The organism is Allorhizobium sp. GW101-3B10 (genome assembly GCF_059424725.1).
Window position 1 is genome coordinate 4,551,407 of record NZ_JBWKZR010000001.1, and the last position, 24,728, is coordinate 4,576,134.

General features: G+C 60.5%; 25 protein-coding genes. 19 read left to right on the forward strand and 6 right to left on the reverse strand.

Annotated features, from left to right (window positions below; translation table 11 throughout):
• Positions 1-127: 127 nt before the first annotated feature.
• Positions 128-391 carry a YMGG-like glycine zipper-containing protein gene (locus AC07Y0_RS22195; RefSeq protein ID WP_498679793.1) on the reverse strand — a complete coding sequence of 88 codons (264 nt, stop codon included), beginning with the start codon at positions 389-391 and terminating at the stop codon, positions 128-130.
• Between the two features lie 304 nt (positions 392-695).
• On the opposite strand from AC07Y0_RS22195, the gene AC07Y0_RS22200 reads away from it, so the two are divergent.
• The 4 genes from AC07Y0_RS22200 to hemA all read left to right on the forward strand — a co-directional run bounded on the left by AC07Y0_RS22200 (position 696) and on the right by hemA (position 5,917).
• Positions 696-1,184: a (2Fe-2S)-binding protein gene (locus AC07Y0_RS22200; protein WP_498679794.1), complete on the forward strand. Its 489-nt coding sequence runs from the start codon at positions 696-698 to the stop codon at positions 1,182-1,184.
• A 133-nt stretch (positions 1,185-1,317) separates the two neighbouring features.
• Positions 1,318-3,666 carry a xanthine dehydrogenase family protein molybdopterin-binding subunit gene (locus tag AC07Y0_RS22205; RefSeq protein WP_498679795.1) on the forward strand — a complete coding sequence of 783 codons (2,349 nt, stop codon included), beginning with the start codon at positions 1,318-1,320 and terminating at the stop codon, positions 3,664-3,666.
• A 20-nt stretch (positions 3,667-3,686) separates the two neighbouring features.
• Complete coding sequence (locus AC07Y0_RS22210; RefSeq protein ID WP_498680311.1) at positions 3,687-4,481, forward strand: FAD binding domain-containing protein; 795 nt, start codon at positions 3,687-3,689, stop codon at positions 4,479-4,481.
• A gap of 221 nt (positions 4,482-4,702) precedes the next feature.
• Complete coding sequence (gene hemA / locus AC07Y0_RS22215) at positions 4,703-5,917, forward strand: 5-aminolevulinate synthase (RefSeq protein ID WP_498679796.1); 1,215 nt, start codon at positions 4,703-4,705, stop codon at positions 5,915-5,917.
• Between the two features lie 46 nt (positions 5,918-5,963).
• On the opposite strand, the gene dxr is transcribed toward hemA, so the two are convergent.
• Entirely contained in the window at positions 5,964-7,157 is a 1,194-nt protein-coding gene (gene dxr / locus AC07Y0_RS22220) for a 1-deoxy-D-xylulose-5-phosphate reductoisomerase (protein ID WP_498679797.1), read from the reverse strand.
• A gap of 117 nt (positions 7,158-7,274) precedes the next feature.
• Between dxr and AC07Y0_RS22225 the strand changes: the two genes are divergently transcribed.
• Both AC07Y0_RS22225 and AC07Y0_RS22230 read left to right on the forward strand, forming a co-directional pair.
• Positions 7,275-9,149, forward strand: coding sequence for a heavy metal translocating P-type ATPase (locus AC07Y0_RS22225; protein ID WP_498679798.1), 1,875 nt, complete (start codon positions 7,275-7,277; stop codon positions 9,147-9,149).
• 106 nt (positions 9,150-9,255) lie between these two features.
• On the forward strand, positions 9,256-9,759 hold the full coding sequence (locus AC07Y0_RS22230; RefSeq protein ID WP_498679799.1) for a YciE/YciF ferroxidase family protein: 504 nt from the start codon (positions 9,256-9,258) through the stop codon (positions 9,757-9,759).
• A gap of 150 nt (positions 9,760-9,909) precedes the next feature.
• Here the strand turns inward: AC07Y0_RS22230 and AC07Y0_RS22235 are convergent, their stop codons facing one another.
• A complete protein-coding gene (locus AC07Y0_RS22235; RefSeq protein WP_498679800.1) occupies positions 9,910-10,956 on the reverse strand; it encodes a DNA topoisomerase IB in 1,047 nt (348 codons plus the stop codon).
• Between the two features lie 8 nt (positions 10,957-10,964).
• Positions 10,965-11,504, reverse strand: coding sequence for a sigma-70 family RNA polymerase sigma factor (locus tag AC07Y0_RS22240; protein ID WP_498679801.1), 540 nt, complete (start codon positions 11,502-11,504; stop codon positions 10,965-10,967).
• Between the two features lie 291 nt (positions 11,505-11,795).
• On the opposite strand from AC07Y0_RS22240, the gene AC07Y0_RS22245 reads away from it, so the two are divergent.
• The 3 genes from AC07Y0_RS22245 (at position 11,796) to AC07Y0_RS22255 (ending at position 13,942) form a co-directional block, all read left to right on the forward strand.
• Positions 11,796-11,969 carry a hypothetical protein gene (locus tag AC07Y0_RS22245; RefSeq protein ID WP_498679802.1) on the forward strand — a complete coding sequence of 58 codons (174 nt, stop codon included), beginning with the start codon at positions 11,796-11,798 and terminating at the stop codon, positions 11,967-11,969.
• A 146-nt stretch (positions 11,970-12,115) separates the two neighbouring features.
• The gene (locus tag AC07Y0_RS22250; RefSeq protein WP_498679803.1) at positions 12,116-12,262 is read left to right on the forward strand and encodes a hypothetical protein; all 147 of its coding nucleotides are present in this window, start codon (positions 12,116-12,118) and stop codon (positions 12,260-12,262) included.
• Between the two features lie 396 nt (positions 12,263-12,658).
• Positions 12,659-13,942 carry a tyrosine-type recombinase/integrase gene (locus tag AC07Y0_RS22255; RefSeq protein WP_498679804.1) on the forward strand — a complete coding sequence of 428 codons (1,284 nt, stop codon included), beginning with the start codon at positions 12,659-12,661 and terminating at the stop codon, positions 13,940-13,942.
• Here the strand turns inward: AC07Y0_RS22255 and AC07Y0_RS22260 are convergent.
• Positions 13,914-14,270 (reverse strand): hypothetical protein, encoded by a 357-nt coding sequence (locus tag AC07Y0_RS22260; RefSeq protein ID WP_498679805.1) that lies wholly within the window; start codon positions 14,268-14,270, stop codon positions 13,914-13,916. The genes AC07Y0_RS22255 and AC07Y0_RS22260 overlap by 29 nt on opposite strands.
• Before the next feature lie 135 nt (positions 14,271-14,405).
• Between AC07Y0_RS22260 and AC07Y0_RS22265 the strand changes: the two genes are divergently transcribed.
• The 7 genes from AC07Y0_RS22265 to AC07Y0_RS22295 all read left to right on the forward strand — a co-directional run bounded on the left by AC07Y0_RS22265 (position 14,406) and on the right by AC07Y0_RS22295 (position 18,941).
• Positions 14,406-14,591 carry a helix-turn-helix transcriptional regulator gene (locus tag AC07Y0_RS22265; RefSeq protein ID WP_498679806.1) on the forward strand — a complete coding sequence of 62 codons (186 nt, stop codon included), beginning with the start codon at positions 14,406-14,408 and terminating at the stop codon, positions 14,589-14,591.
• A complete protein-coding gene (locus tag AC07Y0_RS22270) occupies positions 14,588-14,788 on the forward strand; it encodes a hypothetical protein (protein ID WP_498679807.1) in 201 nt (66 codons plus the stop codon). Before AC07Y0_RS22265 ends, AC07Y0_RS22270 begins: the two co-directional genes overlap by 4 nt.
• Complete coding sequence (locus tag AC07Y0_RS22275) at positions 14,785-15,585, forward strand: hypothetical protein (RefSeq protein ID WP_498679808.1); 801 nt, start codon at positions 14,785-14,787, stop codon at positions 15,583-15,585. The genes AC07Y0_RS22270 and AC07Y0_RS22275 overlap by 4 nt, the downstream gene beginning before the upstream one ends.
• A gap of 761 nt (positions 15,586-16,346) precedes the next feature.
• Positions 16,347-16,985 (forward strand): hypothetical protein, encoded by a 639-nt coding sequence (locus AC07Y0_RS22280; RefSeq protein WP_498679809.1) that lies wholly within the window; start codon positions 16,347-16,349, stop codon positions 16,983-16,985.
• Entirely contained in the window at positions 16,972-17,448 is a 477-nt protein-coding gene (locus AC07Y0_RS22285; protein WP_498679810.1) for a hypothetical protein, read from the forward strand. Before AC07Y0_RS22280 ends, AC07Y0_RS22285 begins: the two co-directional genes overlap by 14 nt.
• A gap of 66 nt (positions 17,449-17,514) precedes the next feature.
• Positions 17,515-18,249 carry a hypothetical protein gene (locus tag AC07Y0_RS22290; RefSeq protein WP_498679811.1) on the forward strand — a complete coding sequence of 245 codons (735 nt, stop codon included), beginning with the start codon at positions 17,515-17,517 and terminating at the stop codon, positions 18,247-18,249.
• Positions 18,249-18,941, forward strand: coding sequence for a hypothetical protein (locus AC07Y0_RS22295; protein ID WP_498679812.1), 693 nt, complete (start codon positions 18,249-18,251; stop codon positions 18,939-18,941). The genes AC07Y0_RS22290 and AC07Y0_RS22295 overlap by 1 nt, the downstream gene beginning before the upstream one ends.
• 7 nt (positions 18,942-18,948) lie before the next feature.
• On the opposite strand, the gene AC07Y0_RS22300 is transcribed toward AC07Y0_RS22295, so the two are convergent.
• A protein-coding gene (locus AC07Y0_RS22300; protein ID WP_498673386.1) for an IS3 family transposase occupies positions 18,949-20,048 on the reverse strand; the annotation gives its coding sequence in 2 pieces (ribosomal slippage) (positions 18,949-19,796 and positions 19,796-20,048; 1,101 coding nt in all).
• A 63-nt stretch (positions 20,049-20,111) separates the two neighbouring features.
• Between AC07Y0_RS22300 and AC07Y0_RS22305 the strand changes: the two genes are divergently transcribed.
• The 3 genes from AC07Y0_RS22305 (at position 20,112) to AC07Y0_RS22315 (ending at position 24,701) form a co-directional block, all read left to right on the forward strand.
• The gene (locus AC07Y0_RS22305; protein WP_498679813.1) at positions 20,112-21,035 is read left to right on the forward strand and encodes a hypothetical protein; all 924 of its coding nucleotides are present in this window, start codon (positions 20,112-20,114) and stop codon (positions 21,033-21,035) included.
• A 13-nt stretch (positions 21,036-21,048) separates the two neighbouring features.
• The gene (locus AC07Y0_RS22310; protein WP_498679814.1) at positions 21,049-21,321 is read left to right on the forward strand and encodes a hypothetical protein; all 273 of its coding nucleotides are present in this window, start codon (positions 21,049-21,051) and stop codon (positions 21,319-21,321) included.
• 260 nt (positions 21,322-21,581) lie between these two features.
• Positions 21,582-24,701: a D-Ala-D-Ala carboxypeptidase family metallohydrolase gene (locus AC07Y0_RS22315; RefSeq protein WP_498679815.1), complete on the forward strand. Its 3,120-nt coding sequence runs from the start codon at positions 21,582-21,584 to the stop codon at positions 24,699-24,701.
• The last annotated feature ends 27 nt before the right edge of the window (positions 24,702-24,728 follow it).

The following is a 24,728-nucleotide window of genomic DNA, read 5'->3' on the forward strand; positions in this document are numbered from 1 at the left end:
ATTGCTGGCCGCGTTTCCGTCGGCAGCCCGAGCTTAATCGTAAAATCGCCGAATGGGGTATTTTTTTTGAGAAATTGTCCGCGAAGGGAAGCCCCGGCGGGTGCCGGGACTTCCACTTTAGCGTGAATTAGTAGCGGCGCGGGCAATCGTCGACGTAGCGACGGCCGTAACGGTCGCGGTAGTAGCACTGGCCGGGCTGGTCAGCCACGTTGCCGATCACGGCGCCGGATACGCCGCCAATTGCCGCGCCGACGGCCGCGCCGCGAACGTCACCGGTGATCGCGCCACCGATGATCGCGCCCGAAGCCGCGCCGATCGCAGCGCCTTTTTCGGTCTGGGTGCAGCCTGCGACCGACAAGCCGATCAGAACGAGCACAAGAGCTTTCTTCATGATATTTCTCCACTGTTTACGCGTCCGGCCGGGCCGGTACATGTCTTCCCCGCCCCAATGCCTGTAGGCATCCTCTCTCGGCGGTCGCGGCTCCAGAATAGCCCGCAATTCGCGAAAGTCCACGAAATAGAAAGTCGAATATCATGCTCCATTATTCGCCTTGTCGTCCGTCACAGTAACGGGCCGATCTATGCTGCAGCGCGAAATATAAAAAATACGTTCGGGCGCACTCTTCCTGTTGATCGGCCGGAGAAAAAGACAAATGATAGCCGGTGTGTCCGGGAGAGACACGAGGAGGAACCACATGGCAAAAGTAACGCTGACGGTGAACGGCCGTTCGGTGAGCGGCGAGTGCGAAGACCGCACCTTGCTCGTCCATTTCATTCGCGAAAAACTCGGACTGACCGGAACCCATATCGGTTGCGACACGACCCAATGCGGTTCCTGCGTCGTGCACATGGACGGCAAGTCGGTGAAGAGCTGTTCGATCCTGGCGGTCCAGGCTTCCGGCTCGGCGATCACCACGATCGAGGGACTGGCGAGCAACGGTGAATTGCATCCCGTCCAGGCGGCCTTCAAGGAACATCACGGCCTGCAGTGCGGCTTCTGCACGCCGGGCATGGTGATGACCGCGGTCGACATGATCAGCCGTCACGGCGGAAACCTCGACGAGGCGACGGTGCGCCACGAGCTGGAAGGCAATATCTGTCGTTGCACTGGTTACCACAACATCGTCAAGGCGGTGCTTTCCGCCAATGCCGAGATGCATGGCGGACGTCAGGCAGCCGAATGAGGCAGTAGGCAATAGGCAGTAGCCAGGAAGCAGTCGTTGGCGGCCGTCGTGATCGGCCCCTGCTTTGCTCGCTACTCCCCACTGCCTCCAACGGACTATTTCCACGAATCCCTTTTCTCTGGAGGAGAAGACTATGGGTGTTGAAGGAATCGGGGCGCGTGTCACGCGCAAGGAAGACAAGCGCTTCCTCACCGGCAAGGGCCGGTATACGGACGACATGGTCGTTCCGGGTATGAAATTCGCCTACTTCGTGCGTTCGCCCTATGCCCATGCCAAGATCAAGGGCGTGGATGCGTCGGCCGCCAAGGCCATGCCGGGCGTGATCGACGTGCTGGACGGCAAGCAGCTCCTGGCCGACGGCATCGGCAACCTGATCTGCGGCTGGATGATCCATTCCAAGGACGGCACGCCGATGAAGATGGGCGCCTGGCGCCCGCTCGCGCACGAGACGGTGCGCTATGTCGGCGATGCCGTGGCGATCGTCGTGGCCGACACCTATGGCGAGGCCTGCGACGCGGCCGAAGCCGTGGTCGTCGACTATGAGGAACTGCCGGTCGTGACCGAGGCCGTGACGGCGCTCGAGCCGGGCGCGCCGCAGCTTCATCCCGAAGCGCCGGGCAACCTGATCTACGACTGGGAAATCGGCGACAGTGCCGCCGCCGACCGGGCGATCGCCGCGGCCGCCCACGTGACCGAGATCGAGATCCACAACAACCGCCTCTCGCCCAATCCGATGGAGCCGCGCGCCACGCTCGGCATCTACGACACGGCCGAGGACCACTACACCTGCTACACGACCTCGCAGAACCCGCATGTCGCGCGGCTCGTCATGAGCGCCTTCTACAATGTGGCGCCGGAAAACAAGCTGCGCGTCATCGCGCCGGACGTCGGCGGCGGCTTCGGTTCCAAGATCTACATCTATCCGGAAGAAATCGTCTGTCTCTGGGCCTCCAAGAAGACCGGCGTTCCGGTCAAGTGGACGTCCGACCGCACCGAGGCCTTCCTCACCGACGCCCATGGCCGCGACCATGTCTCGAAGGTGAAGATGGCCTTCGACAAGGACAACAAGGTCATCGGGCTGAAGGTCGACACGATTGCCAATCTCGGCGCCTACATGTCGCTCTTCTCCTCGTCGGTGCCGACCTATCTCTACGCCACGCTCCTCTCCGGGCAGTATGCGATCCCGGCGATCCACTGTAATGTCCGCACCGTCTACACCAATACGGTGCCGGTCGATGCCTATCGCGGTGCCGGCCGCCCCGAGGCGACCTACCTGCTCGAGCGCACCATGGAAACGGCGGCGCGCGAACTCGGCGTCTCGCCGGCGGAACTGCGCCGGCAGAACTTCATCCGCACCTTCCCCTACCAGACGCCGGTCATCATGAATTATGACGCCGGGAACTATGAAGCGTCGCTCGAGGCGGCGATGGCGGCTGCCGACTGGAAGGGCTTCCCGGCCCGTCGCGCGGAATCGGAGCGCCGCGGCATGAAGCGCGGCATCGGCATGAGCTGCTATATCGAGGCCTGCGGCATCGCGCCGTCGGCTGCGGTCGGTTCGCTCGGCGCGGGCGTCGGCCTGTGGGAATCGGCCGAGGTTCGGGTCAATGCGGTCGGAACGGTCGAAGTTCTGACGGGTTCGCACAGCCACGGCCAGGGCCATGAGACGACCTTCGCCCAGCTGGTCTGCGAGCGGCTCGGCGTGCCGATCGACAATGTCTCCATCATCCACGGCGACACCGACAAGGTGCAGATGGGCATGGGCACCTATGGTTCCCGCTCGGGTGCCGTCGGCATGTCGGCGATCGTCAAGGCGCTCGACAAGGTCGAGGCCAAGGCGAAGAAGATCGCCGCGCACCTGATGGAAGCGGACGAAAGCGACATCGTCATCGAGAATGGCGAGCTCAAGGTTGCCGGTACCGACAAGTCGCTGCCGTGGTTCCAGGTGGCGCTTGCCGCCTATACCGCCCACAACCTGCCGGGCGGCATGGAGCCGGGTCTGAAAGAGGGCGCCTTCTATGATCCGTCCAACTTCACCTTCCCGGCCGGCTGCTACATCGCCGAAGTCGAGGTCGATCCGGAAACCGGCAAGACGACGATCGTCCAGTTCGTCGCCGCCGACGATTTCGGCAATATCATCAACCCGATGATCGTCGAGGGCCAGGTGCATGGCGGCATTGCCCAAGGGGTGGGCCAGGCGCTGCTGGAAGGCGTGCGCTATGACCCCACCACGGGCCAGCTGCTCACCGCCAGCTACATGGACTATGCCATGCCGCGCGCCGACGACCTGCCGTCGTTCAGCCTGTCGCATCAGAACACGCCGTGCCCGGGCAATCCGCTCGGCATCAAGGGCTGCGGCGAAGCCGGCGCCATCGGTTCGCCGCCGGCGCTGATCAACGCCATCACCGATGCCATTGGCACCAACAACCTCAACATGCCTGCAACGCCGCTTGCCGTCTGGTCGGCAATGCAGGCTGCAGAGTAACGGGAGGACGAAGCATGTTTCTGTATTCGACCAGCTATCATCGCGCCTCCTCCGTCGAGGAAGCCGGAAGTCTGCTTTCGGGGGCTTCCGACGGGAAATTCTTGGCGGGCGGCCAGACTTTGATCGCCACCCTCAAGCAGCGCCTCGCACAACCGTCGGATCTCGTCGATCTCAGGCACATTGCCTCGCTCAAGGGGATTTCCGTCGATGGCCGGATGGTGACGATCGGTGCGGGCGTGACCCATGCCGAGGTTGCCGGATCGGGCCTGATCCGCTCGGTCTGTCCGGCGGTCTGCCATCTCGCCTCGTTGATCGGCGATCCGCATGTCCGCCATCTGGGCACGATCGGCGGATCGATCGCCAACAACGATCCGGCCGCCGACTATCCGGCTGCGATGCTCGGGCTCGGCGCGACCATCGTCACCGATCGCCGGCAGATCACTGCCGATGACTTCTTCGTCGGCTTGTTCGAGACCGCACTCGAGGAGAACGAGATCGTCACGGCCGTCAGGTTCACGGCGCCGGAGCGGGCGGGCTACGCAAAGTTCGCCAATCCCGCTTCGCGTTTCGCCATGACCGGGGTCTTCGTCTCCAAGGGGCCGGCCGGCGTTCGCGTCGCCGTGACGGGGGCAGGCTCCAGCGGGGTCTTCCGCCACGCCGGGCTTGAAGCCGCACTTGCCGGCAATTGGTCCGCGGATGCGCTTTCGGGTGTTGCGGTGGACCCGACCGATCTGATGGCCGATATGCACAGCAGTGCCGAATACCGCGCCAATCTGGTGAAAGTGATGGCGAAGCGGGCCGTCTCCGCTTCCTGAGGACAGCGGAGAATCGCCACACGGAAAAAGGACGGCTTCGGCCGTTCTTTTTTCTGCAGCTTGACGCAGATCAAGTTTGGCGAGCGGCCGATCGGCTAGCAAATGGCTGGAAGGATTCAGAAATTGCGCCATTTGTCGCAGTTTAGAATGAATTTACAGTGCCGGGGTTGACCGAACGCGCGTTGGATCTCAAAAAGAGCTGAACAGACTGGAGTTGGGAAATGGATTTCGAGGCGTTTTTCAAGGGCGAACTGGAAGGCCTTCACGAAGAAGGGCGTTACCGGGTTTTCGCCGATCTTGAGCGGCAGAGGGGTAATTTCCCCCGTGCCACGCGCTACACCGAAAACGGCCAGCAGGAAGTCACCGTCTGGTGTTCCAACGACTATCTCGGCATGGGCCAGAATGCCGGAGTGATCGAAGCGATGAAAAACGCCATCGATCACTGTGGAGCGGGTGCCGGTGGCACCCGGAACATCTCTGGCACCAACCACTACCACGTCCTTCTCGAGCGTGAGCTGGCCGATCTGCACGGTAAGGAATCGGCGCTGATCTTCACCTCGGGCTATATTTCCAACTGGGCGGCGCTTGGCACGCTCGGCCAGAAGATCCCCGGCCTCATCATCTTCTCCGACGCGCTCAACCACGCCTCGATGATCGAAGGCATCCGCTACTCGAAGTGCGAGCGGGTCATCTGGAAGCACAACGACGTCAAGGACCTCGAAGCCAAGCTTAAGGCCGCCGACCCGAAGGCGCCGAAGCTGGTCGCCTTCGAATCGGTCTACTCCATGGACGGCGACATCGCGCCGATCAAGGAGATCTGCGATCTCGCCGACAAGTACGGCGCGATGACCTATCTCGACGAAGTGCATGCCGTCGGCATGTACGGTGCCCATGGCGGCGGCATTGCCGAGCGCGAGGGCCTGATGGACCGCTTGACGGTCATCGAAGGCACGCTGGGCAAGGCCTTCGGTGTGATGGGCGGGTACATCACCGGTTCCGCGGCACTCTGCGACTTCGTCCGATCCTTTGCTTCGGGCTTCATCTTCACGACGGCACTGCCGCCGTCGCTGGCCGCCGGGGCCGTCGCCTCGATCCGCCACCTGAAGACCAGCCAGCTGGAGCGCTTCGCACACCAGGAGCGCGTGCGTCGTCTGCGTTCCATGCTGGATGCGCGCGGCATTCCGCATATGCCGAACCCGAGCCATATCGTCCCGGTCGTGGTCGGCGACGCTGCCAAGTGCAAGTGGATCTCCGACCTGCTGCTCGACAATTTCGGCATCTACGTCCAGCCGATCAACTATCCGACCGTGCCGAAGAAGACCGAGCGCCTGCGCATCACGCCGACGCCGCTGCATTCGGATGGCGACCTGGAACATCTGGTCGGCGCCCTGCATCAGCTGTGGTCGCGCTGTGCGCTGGCCCGCGCCGTCGCCTGAGGCAAAAACCGTCTTTAATTTTGGGAATGGATCAACCGCCTGCCTGTCAGGCGGTTTTTTCGTGCGCCGCGATGATGTCGTCGGCGACCTTGCGCGCCTCGGCATCGGCGGCGAAGACCTCGGCAATCGTGCTCGCCGCTCCGCAATCGATCAGGCGGTCCATCGTCGCCTCGACGATGTCGGCCATGCCGAGGAAGCCGATCTTCTCCTCGACGAAGGCGTTGAAGGCCGTCTCCTCTGCAGCGTTCATGATTGCCGCCTGCAGGCCGCCGCGCATCAGCGCCGTGCGGGCGAGCCGGAGCGCCGGGAAGCGCGTCTCGTCCGGTGCCTCGAAGTCGAGCCGGGACAGCTTGGCGAAGTCGAGCCGCTCGACATTGAGGCTCGGCCGCTTCGGATAGGTCAGGGCATAGCCGATGGCGGTGCGCATGTCGGGTGGGCCGAGCTGGGCGATCACCGAGCCGTCGCTGTAGCCCACCATCGAGTGCACGATGGACTGCGGATGCACCACGACTTCGATCTGCTCCGGGGAAACGTCGAAGAGGTGCTTGGCCTCGATCATCTCGAGCGCCTTGTTGAACATCGAGGCGCTGCCGACGGAGATCTTCAGGCCCATCGACCAGTTGGGATGGGTCCTCGCCGTTGCGACGGTGACGCCCGCCATCTGCTCGCGCGTGAAGGTGCGGAAGGGGCCGCCGGACGCTGTGAGGATAATGCGCTCGAGTGCAGCGCGCTGGTTGGTGTCGAGACACTGGAAGATGGCGCTGTGCTCGCTGTCGACCGGAATCAGCCGCCCGCCGCCGGCCTTCACGGCCTCGACGAAGAGCGCGCCGGCCGAGACCAGGCATTCCTTGTTGGCAAGCGCTATGTCCGCCCCGCGGGCGGCTGCGGTCAGGGTGGGGCCGAGGCCCGCCGTGCCGACGATCGCCGCCATCACCCAATCGGCGTCGAGGCTTGCCGCCTCGTCGAGACCGGAGCGGCCGGCTGCCACGTCGATGCCACTGCCCGACAGTGCGTCCTTCAGTGTGATATACTGGCTTTCGTCGGCCGTCACGGCGAGCTTGGCGCCGGTGGCAAGCGCCTGCTCGGCCAGGAGCTCGATATTGCCGTTGCCGGTCAGAGCGCCGATCTCGAAGGATTCGCGGCCGCCGAGCTGGTTGACTACGTCGAGCGTGTTGACGCCGATCGAGCCGGTCGAGCCGAGAATCGTCAGGCGGCGCGGCAGTTGGGTTTCGAGGGTCATTCGGGCTGTCCGCAAGATTGCTTCAATCGCAGATGCGTCTACAAGGGATTGCTGAATGCGGCAAGCTTCGTATCCTGTGGCCTGTCGCCCGTTGTCGTGCCTATTCGGAGGTCTTTCATGCAGGGTGTCGTCGGGGGTCTGCGGCGCTATGGCCAGCCTTTGTTGGCGCTGGTCGCGCTGGCGACGCTGGCCGGGGGTGGCATTGCCTATTTCACCGCGCAACCGGAATGGGCTTCCGGCCTGTGGTCCCTCGGCACGGCGCTCGTGCTCCTGGCGCTTTTGGTCGAGATCGCCCTGTCCCTCCTGCAGGGCCATTTCGGCCTCGATGTCATCGCCGGGCTCTCGATGGGCGCTGCGCTTGCCTTCGGCGAGCCGCTGGCTGGCAATATCGTCGCGCTGATGTATGCGGGCGGCCAGCAGCTGGAGAATTTCGCCGAGGGTCGCGCCAGACGCGAGATGACGGCCCTGCTCGGGCGCACCGCCCGCACAGCCATGCGCTATGCCCGCGAGGGACTGGAGGAAGTCCCGATCGAGACGCTGATGCCCGGCGAGCGCATCCTGGTGCGCCGCGGCGAGGTGGTGCCGGTCGACGGACGGCTGGCTGCCGGCCGGGCCGACATCGACATGTCGGCCTTGACCGGCGAAGCCATGCCGGCCCGTTTCTTCGCCGGCAACGACATGCCGAGCGGCGGCACCTCGATCGGCGCCGCCTTCGACCTCGACGTGGTGCGCGCCGCGGCCGACAGCACCTATGCCGGTATCGTGCGCCTCGTCGAACAGGCGCAGGAGAGCAAGGCACCGATGGTGCGCCTGGCGGATCGTTATGCGCTGTGGTTCCTCCTGCTGACGGTGCTGATTGCTGGCGGCGCCTGGTGGATGAGCGGCGATCCGCTGCGGGCGCTCGCCGTGCTCGTGGTGGCGACGCCCTGTCCGCTTATTCTCGCCGTGCCCGTGGCGATCATCTCCGGCATGTCGCGTGCGGCCTCGCTCGGTGTCCTGATCAAGAGCGGCGGGGCTCTGGAGAGGCTTGCGCGCGTGCGTACCGCCGTGCTCGACAAGACCGGCACCATGACCAGCGGCAAGGCGGGCGTCGTCGAGATCCGCACCGTCGACGGCATCGATCCGGAAGAGATGCTGCGGCTCGCCGCCTCGCTCGACCAGGCCTCGAACCATGTCAGTGCGGAGGCGCTGGTGCAGTCGGCGCGCGAGCGCGGCATGGCCCTGTCGTCTCCGACCGATATCGTCGAGACGCCGGGCTCCGGCGTCGAGGGCAGGATCGACGGCCGGTCGTTGGTGGTCGGCGGCAGCGATTTCGTGCGGGGCAGGTGTTCGGCCGGCGACCCCTACGCGCTAGGGCGCGATCTGCCGCCGGGAACCGCCGTCGTCGCCGTGGGTATCGACGGGATCGTCGCGGGCATCATCCTGCTGTCGGACCAGATCCGTGACGATGCGCATGCGACGATCGACTCCTTCCGCGCCGCCGGCGTCACCCGCTTCGTTCTCGCCTCGGGGGATCATGCCGATGCGGTGCGCGCCGCGGGCCTGTCACTCGGTGTCGACGAGGCGATCGGCGACCTGCTCCCGGCCGAAAAGGTCGAGGTCGTCGTCGCCGAGGGCCTCAAGGCGTCGGTGATGATGATCGGCGACGGGGTCAATGACGCGCCGGCGCTGGCCGCGGCCGACGTCGGGGTGGCCATGGGCGCGCGCGGGGCCGCGGCCTCATCCGAATCGGCGGATGTCGTGCTCCTCGTCGATCATTTGGCCAGATTGCCCGCCGCCCTCATGGTCGCGCAACGGACACGGCACATTGCCCTGCAAAGCGTGGCCGTCGGACTGTCGCTGTCGCTGCTTGCCATGGTTGCGGCGGCGCTCGGCCATCTGCCTCCCGTTCATGGCGCATTGCTCCAGGAAGTGATCGATGTCGCCGTGATCCTCAATGCGCTGCGGGCGCTGAGCGTTCCGGCGGGTATTCGCCCGCATCGCCAGGAATAGGCCACCGCCGCATTCCGGTTGCAGATTCCGGCGGGCAGCCGGAACAAAGCGGCCGGCAACCGGGTTGAGAGGGTGTGAATTCCCTTCCCAACCAGGAGAAACACCCATGGCACAGAAGAATCTCGACGACCTTTTCCACGAGACGCTCAAGGACATCTACTATGCCGAGCGCAAGATCCTGAAGACCCTGCCGAAGATGGCCCGCGGCGCCCAGGATCCGAAGCTGAAGGCCGCTTTCGAAAAGCACAAGGAAGAAACCGAAGGCCAGATCGAGCGCCTGCAGCAGGTGTTCGAAATCATCGGCAAGCGTCCGCGCGCCAAGACCTGCCCGGCCATCGACGGCATCATTGAGGAGGGCGAAGAGATCATGGAGGAATTCAAGGGCGCACCGGCTCTCGATGCCGGCCTGCTCGCTGCCGCCCAGGCTGTCGAACACTATGAGATCAGCCGCTACGGCACGCTGAGCGCCTGGGCAAAGCAGCTCGGCCTCAAGGACGCAGCCAAGCTGCTCGACGAGACGCTGGCCGAAGAATCGGCCACCGATGGCGCACTCTCGAAGCTCGCCGAAACGGCCGTCAACACGGCCGCGATGGAAAAGAAGGCGGCCTGATCCAGGGCTCGGTCGGTCCGGCTATGGCCGGACCTGATCGGGATTCCGAGATATGCGGCTGTCGCCCGCTTCCGCGGAGCGATTTGAAAGGGGAGCCCGTCCGGCTCCCCTTTTGCTTGTCTGCTGATTGTCTGCACATCGATTTGAGATTCAGGCGACCGCCTGCAGATAGGCGACCAGGCGCGCTTCATCCGCCTTCAGCCCGGCGCGTGCGATCCTGGTGTCGAGCAGTGTCCGAAGCGCGTCCCGTCTTTTCGCATCCGTTGCGAGTTCGAGGATGGCAGGATGGATGTAGCTCGTGCGGCAGATTGCGGGTGTGTTGTGCAGGGTTTCGGCCGCCGCGGCGCACATGGCCTTGATGCTCGGCCGGTCGTCGCGACGGATCTCGTGTGCGGCCAGGGAAAAAGCCGCGAGGCTGCCACCCCAGGTGCGGAAGGTCTTGGCCGAAACCGGGCATCCGGCGATTTCCCCCAGATAGGCATTGAGCTGGCCGGAATCGATGCGGCGCATTTCGCCCTGCGCGTCGCGCCAGGAAAAAAGCTCGCGCCCCGGCAGGTCGGCGATCGTCTCGAGGATCTTCTGCAGTCGCGGATGGCGAAGCTGGCGTCTCACCCGCTGGCCACCCTTGGCCACGAAACTCAGGCGGATACCTTCGCTGCCGAAGGAGAGATGGCGTTTCAGCAGTGTCGTCGCGCCGTAGCTGCCATTGTCGCGGGCATAGGCTCGGTTGCCGATGCGCAGATGCGTCTTGTCGAGCAGGGCCACCAGGCCGGCGAGCAGGAAGACCGCGTCATCGCCGCTCCGGTCGAGATCGGCGGTCACGCGCCGCCGGATTTTCGGCAGGGCCTCGGCAAAGGCGAGAAGCTCGCCGAACTTCTGCTCGCTGCGCCAGGCCTGCCAGTCATCGTGATAGCGGTATTGCTTGCGGCCGCGCGCATCGAGCCCGGTCGCTTGCAAGTGACCGTCTTCACGCAGGCAGATCCAGACCTGTTCATAGGTCGGTGGCAGGCCGAGGGTGCGTATGCGGTCGAGGGTCTTCCGGTCCCGCACCAGCTCGCCATCCGGCAGGCGGTAGCAGAAGCCCCGGCCGCGTCGCTCGCGGCGAATCCCGGGCTGCCCATCGTTGACATAAATGAGACCGATGCGCCGGAGCGCCTTTCCGTCCGGAGATGAGGCTAGCCGCGATGGACCGTCCATGTCGGGCTTCACCCTTCCGTCCCGGTTACGTTTTCGGATCCGCTCTCGCCGAGCGTTTCCCCGAGCTCGATCCGCAACTGGCGGCGGGCGCGGTTCAGCCGGCTTTTCACCGTGCCGATCTTGCAGCCGCAGATCGCGGCGGCATCTTCGTAGCGCTCTCCGAGCATGACGATCAGGATCAGCATTTCGTTCTGATGATGAGGCAGCCGGTTCAGCGCGCGGCGGACCTCGTCGGCTTGCACAACCCAGTCCTGGCTCGGTTCGCTCGTCAGGCGCTCGGCTATGTCCTCCGGCAGGCCGACGGTCTCCCGGCCGTGCTTCTTGAAGTGCGTGCAGAAGGTGTTGCGCATGATGGTGAACATCCAGGACTTCAGGCGCGTTCCCGGCTCGAAGCGATCGATGTTTCCAAGCGCCTTGATCAGGGTTTCCTGGACGAGGTCGTCGGCATCCTCGGGGCGAGGACAGAAGGTGCGGGCGAAGGCCCGAAGGGCAGGGATCAGGAGCACGACTTCCGATCGTGTTGCTCGGTCGGCGCTTCGGGTCGACAAGGCACCATCCTCCGTGGTGATTGATCGATGGAAAACTAAGCCGATAACGCGAGCATCGCTGGTTGGTTCCTGTCCATCTGCCGGGGCCGGAGCCGGCACAGGCGCGCAAGCGGTGGAACATCGGCGCGCATCCGGGGTTGGGGTTCTGCCGTGTCGGCGGCCGTCGCCGAGGCATTGCCCGGCGCCGGGTGATCTGCACGGCACAGGGGCGCGTATCGCCATGCGAACAATCGGCGGGTGAGGCTGCAAGGCAGGTAGACGTCGTCGCATTCAACGCCGGGAGGGGGCCGGATGACCAGAGAACAGGCAGTCCGCGGAAGGCCGGGACGGAAATCCCGGGATGATGATCTCAGTGCCAAGCTCGAGATCCTGTTGGCCGATGTGCGCGCGACGCCGGTCCCTTCCCGGATGCGCGAGCAAGCCGAGGAATTGCAGCAAGCCCTCGATGCCCGGCGCGGTTCCTGAGAGGCATCCTGCCTCCGCGCCCTTTGTCGGAACCGTACTGAAGCGAAGCAGGTTTCCTGTCGATCGCTTGCATTTTAGGCAGTTTCTTAAGCGCCGCATAAGCTGCCGCGCCTAATCTTGCTCAAGGAGACCTGAGGAGAAACGGCGTGACCACCCGGCTGAAAGCGCTGATCGTCGCGATCAATATTTCGATCCTGCTATGGGTCGGCCTGATCGGCGGGGCATTCTGGATGCTCTCCGACGGCGAGATTCTCGATCGCCAGACCACCGCGAGCATCACCTCTTGCCGCTGACCGGGCAGGGCACTGCCGCGCAGGCACTGGCCGACAACTCCCCTGAATGAAGCTGACAGCGACACCGGACGGCTGGCTGGGGCGAGTTTCGGCCCGGATCTTCGACTTTGATGCCGACAAATGCTCGGCACGCAGGTCGCGTTGCGCTTACCGAATGTCAGCCGCATTTGCCGTGTGTGGAAAAGCAAATGGTGATCCCGGCGCGATTCGAACGCGCGACCCCCAGATTAGGAATTAGCTGCTCGCTGCTATCGATCGCGCTCATTCTCCACCAATAGACGGCGCCATTCCCCCTATTTTCCTTGACTTTTCCCGCGATGTTGAATGATGTTAGCATCAGATTATAACGCGCCCTACCGTGCCTTTTTGTCACCCTTACGTTACCCTGAGGAAGCCATGGCTAAGGCCCTGACCGTGAAATTTGTCGAGGCAGTCAAGCCGGAAGCTGTCAGGCGAGAGATTCCGGACGGCGGTTTGCCGGGGCTCTACCTGATCGTTCAGCCTTCCGGCGCGATGAGTTGGGCGATACGTTACAGGGCGGGCGGAAAGCCGCGTAAGATGACGATCGGCGCTTATCCGGTCTATGGGCTGGCAACCGCCCGCGAAGCTGCCGGCAAGGCTCTTAGGGCGGTTTCTGAGGGCCGCGATCCTGGCGAGGAAAAGAAGGCGGCGAAGCGCGCGAGGCCCGACGATCAAAACCTTATCGGGGCAGTCCTGAATGACTTCGTTTCCCGGCATGTCGAGGCGAAGAACCGGGCAAGCTCTGCCAAGGAAAGCAAGCGCCTCATTGAGGTTGAGATCCGGCCGCGTTGGGGCAAGCGTCCAATCCAGTCGATCACGCGGCGTGAAGTCATCGAGCTGCTGGACGAAATCGCCGATCGTGGCGCGCCCGTGACTGCGAACCGGGTTCATGCGTTGCTGCGCAAGTTCTTCAATTGGGCAATCGAGCGCGACATTCTCCAGATGACGCCAGTTGCCAACGTAAAGGCACCAACGGCGGAAACCTCAAGGGACCGCGTCCTGTCTCACGACGAGATCCGGCTTGCCTGGCTCGGTGCGGAAAAGATCGGCTGGCCATTCGGGCCTATGGTCAAGCTGCTGCTGCTCACTGGCCAGCGCCGCGACGAGGTGGCATCGGCTGCATGGGATGAGTTCCAACTAGACGGGCCTGCCCCGTGTTGGATCATTCCGAAGGAGCGCGCGAAGAACAATCAAACGCATGTCGTTCCGTTGTCGCCGGCTGTTGTGTCGATCCTGAAAGAGCTTCCCGGCCTCAAGAGCAAGCGCGGGTACGTGCTAACGACGACAGGCGAGACGCCTATCAGCGGCTTTTCGCGGGCCAAGGAAAGCCTTGACGCTGAAATGCTCGCAATCGCCCATAGGGAGGCCGTAGAGCGCGGCGACGACGTTTCCCGCGTCGCTATAGCGCCATGGCGCATTCACGACCTGAGGCGCACCGCTGCAAGCGGCATGGCGTCGCTAGGTCAGCCGGTGCATGTGGTCGAGGCGGTGCTTAATCATCGCAGTGGTTCAATCAAGGGTGTTGCCGCGATCTATAACAGACATGACTACCTTGAAGAGAAACGGCGCGCGCTTTCAGCCTGGGCTAACATGGTGGTGGGGATTGTCGCGCAAACGGGCGCTGGAAACGTCATTCCCCTTGATCGTGTTCAGGCTTGAAGAATGACGCCTTCACGGCGGTTAGAAGTTTCTCGGCATCTTCCATGCTTTCGCCCTGTCTTAACAGGGACCATGCGGCGTGCGCCTCAAGTGCGGTCCTTATGGTCTTGTCGCGCTCTTCCTTGCTCTTTCCAGAGTAATCAGCGCCAGCCAACGCAATCATCAAATCCAGAAAATACGGATCGACGTGAAGCGCCATTTGGCACAGGCGGCGTATCGCCTCGGCGCGCGACCTTAGCCTATTCGCAAAGCTCCAATCGTCAATTTGCCGCGCTTCCCGTTCCGAGAGCATCATCTGGAATTTGATGGTTTTCAGTTCGTCGGCCATGTCTCACCTTTTTTCATTTCCACTAAGTGACGGAGCATCACCGGACAATATGGGGAACTTCCATCACTTCCATTGAAGTCATGATTGGCTGGTGCTATATCGTGTTCTATCAGTAATGGAAGTGATGGAGAAAATATGCAAGCCTTCCTCACCCGGCCGCAGGTCAAACAGCGGTACCAGATTTCGGAGATGACCCTCTGGCGTTGGGAGAACAGCGAGACGCTGGACTTTCCCAAGCCGATTGTCGTGAACCGGCGCAAGTTCTTCCGAGAGGAGGATTTGACCAATTGGGAGCGCGCGCGCGTCCAGGTGTCGGCATGAAAGCACCCCTGACCCCTCCCGAGCATGAAGGGAACGACGCCGTGACGCTGGCCGCACAGTGGCTTGCTGACGAGCGCGCGCCCGTCCCTGGTGTCGTTCTCAAGCTGCAGTCCATGTTCGGCCTGACACCTCTTGAGGCGATCGAAGCGCAGGCAATGGCAAGGCGGTTCTTCATCCTGCGGAGGGCCTTTGGATGAGAAGTTTTGCTTCCATTAGCCCCACGGTCTGGCAATCGGATTTGAAAAAGCTGCGGGGGGATCTCGAAGCGCAAGCCGTCTATTGGCACCTGACCACAAGCAGTCATTCAACCATGATTGGCGTTTATGTTTTGCCGATCCCCTATCTTGTTTACGAAACCGGAAGCACCTTTGAAGGGGCTTCTAAGGGGCTTCGAAGGGTATGCGAGGTAGGGATAGCCAGCTACGACGAGGTCAACGAAATAGTTTGGGTTCACGATATGGCCGCAAACCAGATTGCGCCGCGTCTTAGCCCCAAGGATAAAAAGGTTCTCGGCGTCTGCAAACAGCTACAAATGCTGCCTATCTGTCAGATTACATTGGGTTTTTATGGCCGATACAGGGACGCTTTCCATTTGGCCGGCGAGCCAATCCTTGAAGAATACGAAAGAGCCTTCGAAGCCCCTTCAGAGCCCCTTCGAAGCAAGGATAAGGACAAGGAGCAGGACCTAGGAGAAGGAAAAGGATCATTTGGCTTAGGAGCGGAAAAAAATAACACTGGTCAGCAAATGCAAATTCCTGCTGGTCCTGAGGCGCCTGCATCCTCAATCCCTCCTAAGCCCAATAGCTACCTTTCCGCCAAGCATGGCGTTTCGATCGGTCGCGATCCGTTTCCGGCTCCCCGCAATGAGGCGGAGGGAAAGGAGTTTCTCCGAGGCCGTCGCGTCCCTGAATCCGAGTGGGTGAAATTGTTACCGCTACTCATGAGCGGCGACTTGCTGCCATTCGACATCGAGCCTTGGGAGAACGCGGCATGACAGATAACCGCACCCCTCAAAAAAAATGGAAGGACGAGCACCCGCTAGAGGTCCTGGCGCATCAGTATGTCAGATCGGCCCTTCGTCGCGGTCTTCTGTCTAGAGCGCCCTGCGAAGTCTGTGGAGCTGAAACCGTAGACGCGCACCATGAAGACTACGAACAGCCGCGAAAGGTCCGCTGGCTTTGCCGGCTGCACCATAAGCGCACGCACTCTCACCAGCGCAAAGAGCGCGATCCGGGCACGTCGTCTTGAAAGACAATCAAGGTTTTCAAGCTCGCCGAAATGCCGAATTGTTGGACACCTTAAAAAGGCGAGATGAGTTTCGCGACCAGTACGTGCGCGCGCCCGCGCGAGGGGCGACGGATGCTAGCAAATGCTAAGTACCTGGCAATTTCCCGACACCATAAAAGCACCGCGAGTTTTGTCAGGCCCTAAAGGCGGGCATTCGGACAATCCAGACGCCTGAACGCGCGAGGCAAGGTTTTTCCGACATCACTACGCGGGCGAACGGAACCTTACAAAACCTTACTCTCCATGGTTTTCTGCCAGTCACTACGCGCGAGGCCGCAAGGTTTTGGTGAAGTCACAACGCGCGGCAAAAATATTCCCCCTTCCTAAAATAGCCGGTAATATTCGGTAGCGCCTGATATAGTATCAGGGGAACGCTGTGCTTTTACCATTGTTGCTCAATGGGTTATTCTGCTTCCGATAGATAAATCCTGCGGTCGGGTATCGGCAGGGTAACGGAAAGAGCCGAAATTGACCGTGAAAGCCATCACAACGACGTTCGAGCCCGATTGGGACACCAAGCACCGCAAGGCTCTGGATCGGCTTGAAGAGTTGCGCCAACAGCGGGGTATTGCCTTGATGGAGGGCAAGACCTTTGACAATCGCCTAATCAACGTTGCCGAGTCTGACGTGGACGCTTGCGCCGCAGCGCGCGAGGAATCCGTCAGGCGGCATCGTGAGAAGGCCGAAGAACGCTTCCGCATCCATACAAACGATCAAAAAACAAGACTTCTGACGGTGGTGCAAAGTCGTCAGGAATCGATCGTGGATGCGGAAGCGGCCCTAAATGCGCTTGCTGACGCGCTGGATAGGTATCTCTCCACAAGCAAGGAAGCCTGTCAGCTCATAAACGGCCTTGGCGGCTCTTTCAGCACGATTTCCGACTACGAGGTGAGGCGACGTGCGGCGATACGCATTTCGCTCTCCATGAAGCCCCTGACGGGCACGGCCAGCCGCTTCGGCGGAATCGAATTCATCAACGTATCGCCGGAATTCGTCCTGGGAGACGGGACAAGCCCGCATCATTCATGGGCGGAAGCCGACGCAATCAAGATCGCGGCCGATGTGGCTAAGGTCCTTCAAGAGAAAATCACAGATGAGCAACATTGAGCCACATGAAGAAATGCGGAAGCTGACGCCTGTCAGCCCGGCTGACGTTCGGGTTAACTACGCTGGTTTCGTTTTCCGCGAATTGTTCATTCGCCTGCCGCGTGGCGTGATTGCCGATGACCTAAAAGAGCCTTCGCTCTGGTCGCGCGTTCAGGGTTCCAACAACTCCGCACTGAGGAAGTTTGACCGCGTCTTTCTCGTCTCGTTCGATGAAAGCTGGATTGCGGAATCCGTTGTAGATGGCGCGACGGACACGGGCGCTTCGCTGGCCAAACCCCGCATTACGTTGCTCAAGCAACGCACCGAACAGCTCTTCGGGGATGGAACCTATCAGGTCGAGTTCAACGGACGTGGCTACCACGTCGTGCGCCTCCGAGACGGACAAAGCATGTCTGACACGCTGGCAAATGCTGCCCTTGCGGAAAGGGCTCTTACCAGCCTTTACCCGCGACGCGCCGGGTAATTCCGCGCGCTGGCCGGCCCGGTTTTTTGCCTCTCCGGGCCGGCCAACAACGAAAGGGGAAAGATCATGTCGAACGAACTAGCCGTTTCCAACGCAACCGCTCCAGCGCCTTCCTCTGGGCCTGTAGACAGCGGTTTTTCGTCCAGCAACGACAACGGTTCTTCGGTTGCTATCCGTGGCGACCTGGCTACGCGCAAAGCCGAGATTGAACAGATCATGCGCTCGGACTTTCACCGCTATGAAATGGAGTATGCCGGTGAATATCTCCAGATCCTCAAGGAAGAGATGGGAGAAACCCGCGTCACTGACTTGATGCACACGGACTCCAGCCGCAGCGAGATGACGAAGACCGAAGCCGGCCGCGAACTGGTGCGATCCTGGGACCGCTACGGCGGCTTCAAGGCCCATCTTGCGACGGTGCAAAGGGAAGTCTCCGGGGTGGTGTCGTCGCTCGGCAATGAACGCGTTCAGCGGGCCTTTATGGAGCGTTTCGACCGCAGCCTATCCGAACCAATTCGATACGCGATTTACGAAAACATCGCCTTGGGGGCGCCGACGTTTGTTGTTCCGGCAACTGACGAAGACATGACCGTTTTTTCCGAAGACGCGGTTGGTAAAGCCCTTGTTTCCGAGTGGGGGCCTGACGCGGCAACGAAGGTAGCGACGATCTACAAGCGGTGCGACGCGGTGCTTGAGCGCCTTAGTGAGCATGAACAATTCGCCGTCATGGCTTGGTTTGGAAAGCTGCCAGATGAGCAAATGAAAACAATCTGTAAACTTCTGTCTGGAGATAGGATCTAATGGTAAGCGTGACGATCGACCGCCGCGATGGCCTGAACTCTGCCGCCGCGATGAAAGGCCCTTGCAGGGTAGCTACGACCGCAAATATTACTCTGTCTGGTCTACAGGTAATTGATGGTGTCCAGACCGTCGAAGGGGACCGCGTTCTTGTTCGAGTGCAGGATACAGCACAAGACAACGGTATTCGCATTGCATCTACCGGCAATTGGGAGCGCGCGGCAGACTTCCGCAACAACCGCGATGTTGTCACCGGAACGCGCGTCTATGTGACCAGCGGAACGACCAATGCAAACACCGAATGGTTTTTGTCTACCGACAGTGCAATCACTATCGGGACGACAAGCCTTGCATTCACCAAAACGCCCCTAACTTCACGCCTTCCTGACCTTGTCGCCAATACAATCTCTGTAGACAACGCGGCAGGAACGGCGCGCGAGCAAAAGACATTTGCGGAGGTGGTTACGCTACTCAACGTCAAGGCGCTGAACGCTGACGGCGGGTTCACAGCTACCCACACGCAGGCAACCGAACCGGCAGAACATACCCCTTTCGGTGGTCTATTCAATAGCGCGGCTGCGGCAAACGACTATCATCTTGCTCTTGCTTCTGGCGTTCACTCCGGGCCGCGCTTCACTATGGCTGACCTGAGACCCACTTTCCCTCCAGTTTTCGGGAGAGTCTTGGGTTTTTAATCTGGCCTCATGCGGCCTGTTTTTCCATAGCCATTTTCATTGCGAACTCGCTGGGGGTGATATTGCCCAGCGACGAGTGGGGTCTGCTCCTGTTGTAATCCTCCTTCCATGCGTTGATGGCGGCTCGGGCCTGAGTGAGCGACGAGAACAGGGTCTCGTTGAGGCACTCGTCACGGAAGCTGCCGTTGAAGCTTTCGACGAAGCCGTTCTGCATCGGCTTGCCTGGGGCGATGTAGTGCCATTCGACCTTTGCTTCCTGGCACCATTTGAGGATGGCCATACTGGTCATCTCCGTGCCGTTGTCCGAGACAATCGTCCTCGGCTTTCCCCGTCTGGCGATGAGACTATCCAGTTCGCGGGCAAGCCGTGCCCCCGACAGGGATGTGTCGGCGACCAGGCACAGGCATTCACGGGTGAAGTCGTCGACCACCGCCAGAACACGGAACCGGCGGCCGTCGGTGAAGGCATCGCTGACGAAGTCCAGGCTCCAGCGCTCGCCCGGACGCGACGGCAGAGCCAAAGGACGTCTCGTCCCCAAGGCCCGCTTTCGGCCGCCGCGCTTGCGCACCGTCAGCTTCTCCTCGCGATAGAGACGTCGAAGCTTCTTCAGGTTCATGACCATCCCCTGCCGGTCGAGCATCACGTGGATACGGCGATAGCCGAAGCGACGACGCTCGGACGCCACCTTCTTCATCGCCTCGCGGATGGACGCATCGTCCGGCCGCACGCTCCGATATCGCATGCTCGAACGATCCACCGATAGAACCTCGCACGCCCGACGCTGGCTCACCCCGTGCTGCGCACAGACGTGAGCCACCGCATTCCGCTTCACATCGGGCGTCACCATTTTTTTGCAGCGACATCCTTCAGGATCGCATTGTCCAGCATGGCCTCGGCGAGCAGCTTCTTCAGCTTGGCGTTCTCGTCCTCGAGCGCCTTCAGCTTGCGGGCATCGGACACGTCCATGCCGCCGTACTTCGCCTTGTATTTGTAGAAGGTTGCATCCGAGATGCCGTGCCTGCGGCAGACATCGACTGTCTTCGCGCCCGCCTCCTGCTCCTTCAATATTCCGATGATCTGTTCTTCCGTGAACCGTGAACGCTTCATTCGTCCGTCTCCTTGATGTGACGGACTCTACCAAATTCTGGAGGAAGTTCAGGGTCTCAGGTCATGGCGCTTACCGGAACGACGCCTGGCGGAAATCCGAATGGCCCGGATAGCGCCTTCGTCCCTCTATGGGTCAACGCAGCAAAGACGGACTGGCTGAACAACGGAGCCAACGGCGAGTTGGACGGTGGTTATATTCTCGTAGCGCAGGGGGAGAACGGCGACTGCGGCGGGCTTTTGGTGCACGTCAATAAAGTCGAAAGTGCTTCCTATGGAGCGGTAGGATACGAACAATCTCTTGCATGGGTACAGGCAACGACTGGCACGGTACTGCGAGAAATTCATACAGTTGTTGGTTCGCATCTGCCGTCTACAGACGTTCGTCGTGATGGTGTGGGCTTCCATGCGCAGGCGGATGTCGGAACGTCTAACACCGGCTTTCTCGTTCATGGGAACGGTGGTAACTGGCTGTATGCCTTTCTCGCTGCTACTTCGGTGACTACCGGGACGGATTACTTCCATGTCACAGGTCCGAGTAATCCAGACGGAGCGGGCCTCGTTCGGGTAGGGAATGGAAGTGTAACGACGCCAGCACTGACTTTCGTCAGTCAGGCCGGACTTGGTTTCTACTCAAATGGTGCGGGCGTAATTGGTGTTGCATACAATGGTGCATCCATTGCCGATTTAGGCCCTGCCGGCGTGCGCATCGGATCGGGCCTTACTGATCAGGGTATCGGGACACTCAATGTCTCTGGAGCCTATTACATCGATGACACCATTGTTATCGATCAATCACGCGGCATCCGACTTCGGGCCTACACACCGACACAGCTCGCCACGGCTACCGATGCCGTGAACACAACCGATAAGGTTGCTGGAAAGTGCGTCTGGGACAGCACGAATAACCGTCTACTGACCGCTGGAGGCTCTACGGCAACAAGTAACTGGTACGTCGGTAACGGAACCGTCGCCATTACCCCCGTATAAGGAGAAAAAGCCAATGAAAATCGACTTCTCGCAGCACATCACTGGCCCTGACAGAAAAGAGCTTGAATTTCACCTCGGGTCCGTGGCGCTGGCCGCGCTCAACTCGCCGGAAAAGGAGCCTCTTCCGCTGGATCAGGCAATCAAGCGAGGCACTTTGGCGCTTATGGTAGCGAACGGCGGAGAGCATGAAGTCACGCCGGAAGACGCAGTCTTGATTCGCTCTCTTCTGCCGAAAGTATGGGCTCCGGTTATCGTCGCCCGCGCAGCGATGATGCTGGGCGGCTGATTGGTGATCTCGTAAAGAGCGCAGGCTATCCAGAGAAAGAAAGTTAAGTGACAGATACAGCGCCGGCAAGTGCAGAGATACAGGAACCGATTTCGCCCGAAATGGTGACGGTAAAAGGTGGAAAACATGCCGCTTGATCGAGAATATAAAACCGAGAAGGAGAGGAAAGAGGACAGAGCTAAGATATTCTTAGCCGTCGCTATCTCAGCGTTGACCAAAGCCGAGGAAGAAGAAAAGAGCCGAAAGAAGGAAGCCCAATAATGGCGCGTCTTCCCCAGCCTTATGAGCTTTCCGGCCCTGCATCGCTTCGCAGCGGTCGCCAGTTCATCGCCGCAGATACAACCGCAATCGGTGAAGGAATCGCCAGCTTTGGCGCGTCTCTGTCTGCCGTTGGTCAGGAGCGCAAGCAGCAGGAAAACGCCGTCGATATTGCTCGGGCCGAAGCCTACAAGACGCAAGAGCTTTTGCGCGTTGGCCGTGAGTTCGACAACGACCCAGACTATGCGACCTATGACAAGCGCGCGCCGAAGGTTACTGGCGATGTAGTCAATAGGGCGGCATCCGTCATCCGTGATCCGGCTATGCGCGAACGCTGGCAGCTCGGCGCGACGACAGACGCCGCCCGCACGAACGAAGCCATCTTCGGCAAGGCTGATACGCTCAAGAAGCAGACCGAAATCGTCGGCATGGATGACGCGCTGGAAGCACAGCGCCGTATCTATGTCGACCCGGAAACGACGGAAGAACAGAAAGACCTTGCTCGCCGCGATATTGAGGCGACGATTTCGGTTGGTGAGTCAACCGGGCTGTTTTCGCCATTCGAGGCCGACAAGCGCCGCCAAGCCTATCTTGAGGCCGCAGACCTGTCGCGCGCCTTGCTCGTTGCTGAGAGCGATCCTGATGCCGTTGCGGGCTATGGCGACCCTGCCTTGCCGGCCGGGATGCGCAATAACAACCCAGGCAACATCAAGTACATTGGGCAGGGGCGTGAAAAGGGCGTCGTCGGGCCGTCCGAGAATACCGACCAGGGCGACCCGCAGGCTATCTTCGTCACGCCTGAAGCAGGTATGCGCGAAGCCTATCGCCTCGCCATGTCGAAATACTCTGGTGGCAAGACGACGGCCAATGACCTGATTGCCGGCGACAACGGTTGGACACCGGGTAACTATGACGCTGCGGCCAACATCGCGCGCGGCATGGGCCTTAACCCTGATGACGATCTGAACCTTTCCGATCCTGCATCTGCGCAGAAGTTCCTTCGCTCGCTGGTGGCGCAGGAACATGGAAAGGCATCGGCGAAATACTCAGATGCGTTGATCGCGCGCGCCGTGAGCGGTGGCGCTGCGACTATCGAAGATCTGCCAATTATCACGGGCAATCAGGCTGGGCGCACGTCCGCCCCGGATATGGAAGGCGTAAACCCGGATCTACTCTCGACCTTCAAGAAGGTCCAGAACGCCTTTGGTCGATCGATCCCGATTGTCTCCGGGTTTCGTGGCGCGGCGCGTAATGCAGCGGCCGGCGGGGCCAAGGGTTCGCAGCACCTTGAGGGCAACGCCATTGACCTTGACGTGTCCGATATGTCGAAGGATGAGCGGCTGGAGTTGATCCGTGTTGCATCGTCCATGGGCATCACCGGGATCGGTGTCTACAACAACTCGCTGCATTTCGACGTAGGCCAACGCCGATCGTGGGGACCGTCCTATGGTATCGAAAGCGTTCCGGGATGGGCCAAGGACGCGATCAACGATCACTTGGCAGGTTCAGCCGCGCCGATCGGCGTTGGCCGCACGCGTCCTGAATATGTTCAGCGCCTTTCGCCAGAAGATCGTCAGCGCGTCATTGAGACTGCGGGCCGTGCCAAGATCCAGAAGGATAGCCAGGCGGCGGCGGAGCAGAAGGCCATTAGCGGTGCGGCGCTTGATGACTACCGTCTTCGCATCGCCACGTTTGATCCGCGTCTGTCGCCAACCGATATCCTGAACGACACGCGCATTGATTCTGGGCAGAAGGCAACGCTTATTCGTTCGCTTAATGAGGCCATAGGCGACGAGACAGAAGTAAACTATTTGCTCCAGTCAATTAAGCTTGGCTCCGCTACTGTGAACGCTTTCGATGCGCAACAGACGAAGATTGCCGACAAAGCTTTCATGAAGATTTCGGCGAGTGTATCGACGGAAGCCGAAGCGCAGATTGTGACGCAAGATTTTATTTCTCGCACTGGATACGTTCCGAAGACCATTCAGAACGAGCTGCGGCAGGGGGCGAACACAAACGACCCGGCGCAGATGGCCCAAGCAATGCAGGCTGCGCTTGCCATTGCCGACCTAATGCCGGGAAAGATGGCCTTTGACGGCTCGGAAACTGTTCTGAATAAGGCCGAACTGTATTCGATGTATGTATCAGATTTGGGTTATCAGCCGTTGGAGGCAGCGCAAAAGATAATCACGGCTAACGACCCTCAAAACACGGATAAAAGGAAGGCTTTGCTAGCAACTCCAGACGTGGAGAAAAAAATAAAGGAAATCAGCTCGGATTACGTCGCCAACATATTTGACCGTGGCGTTTTTCAGTCTGGAATCGGTAGCAATAACCCTAGCCTTGGGGCAAATCCTGCCGCAGAAGCGGCAATCGTTGCGGATTATAAGAGGCTTATGGAGGAGTCAATTATTGAGGTAGGGGGGGATCTTGGCGCGGCTGAAAACTTAGCCACAAAGAGGTTCAGCCGCATCTATGGGGTTTCCGAGTTTACAACTCTTGGGAATACGGTGGTGCGCTATCCAGTAGAAAAGGCGTATCCACCAGGCCAAGACGGCACACATGAATGGATCAGGACGCAGGCTATCGAGGCGCTAAAGAGCGAAGGCATTACAGCGGTCGACGTGTTCCTCATGCCACTTCCTGACGGGTCGACAGAAAAGGACATCCGCGCAGGCAAGCCGGCGCGCTACCAAATCCTTTATAAGGACCCGGAAAGCGGCAATATCGAGCAATTCAACCTGCCGTTCTTTGCTGACGTTAACAGCGAGTTGTTGCGTGAAGCCGAGGTGATTTCCTCGCGCCGTGCCGTGTCTGAAAAAGACATGCTCGCCAATAGGCAAAGCGACCCAATGGGAACAGGTATTGTAACGGAAACATTTGGAAACAAGGGCGAATATCGCGGAATGTTTCGGGTCGGTTCGCCGCTGGAGAGGGCAATTCACTCGACAACGGAAAGCGCAACAGCGCAGGCCATGCGCAACAAAGCTGCTGACGAGCAATTTTTGAAGGAGGTAGAAGCTGGAGCACTATCAACCAAAGAGTTTCTCAAGAAAATTACTCCGAAGGTCAAGGTAGGAGACTACACGTTTGGTGGCGATTTGACCGTTAGGGGAAACTAATGCACAGATTCGAGTTCATGAAGTAAG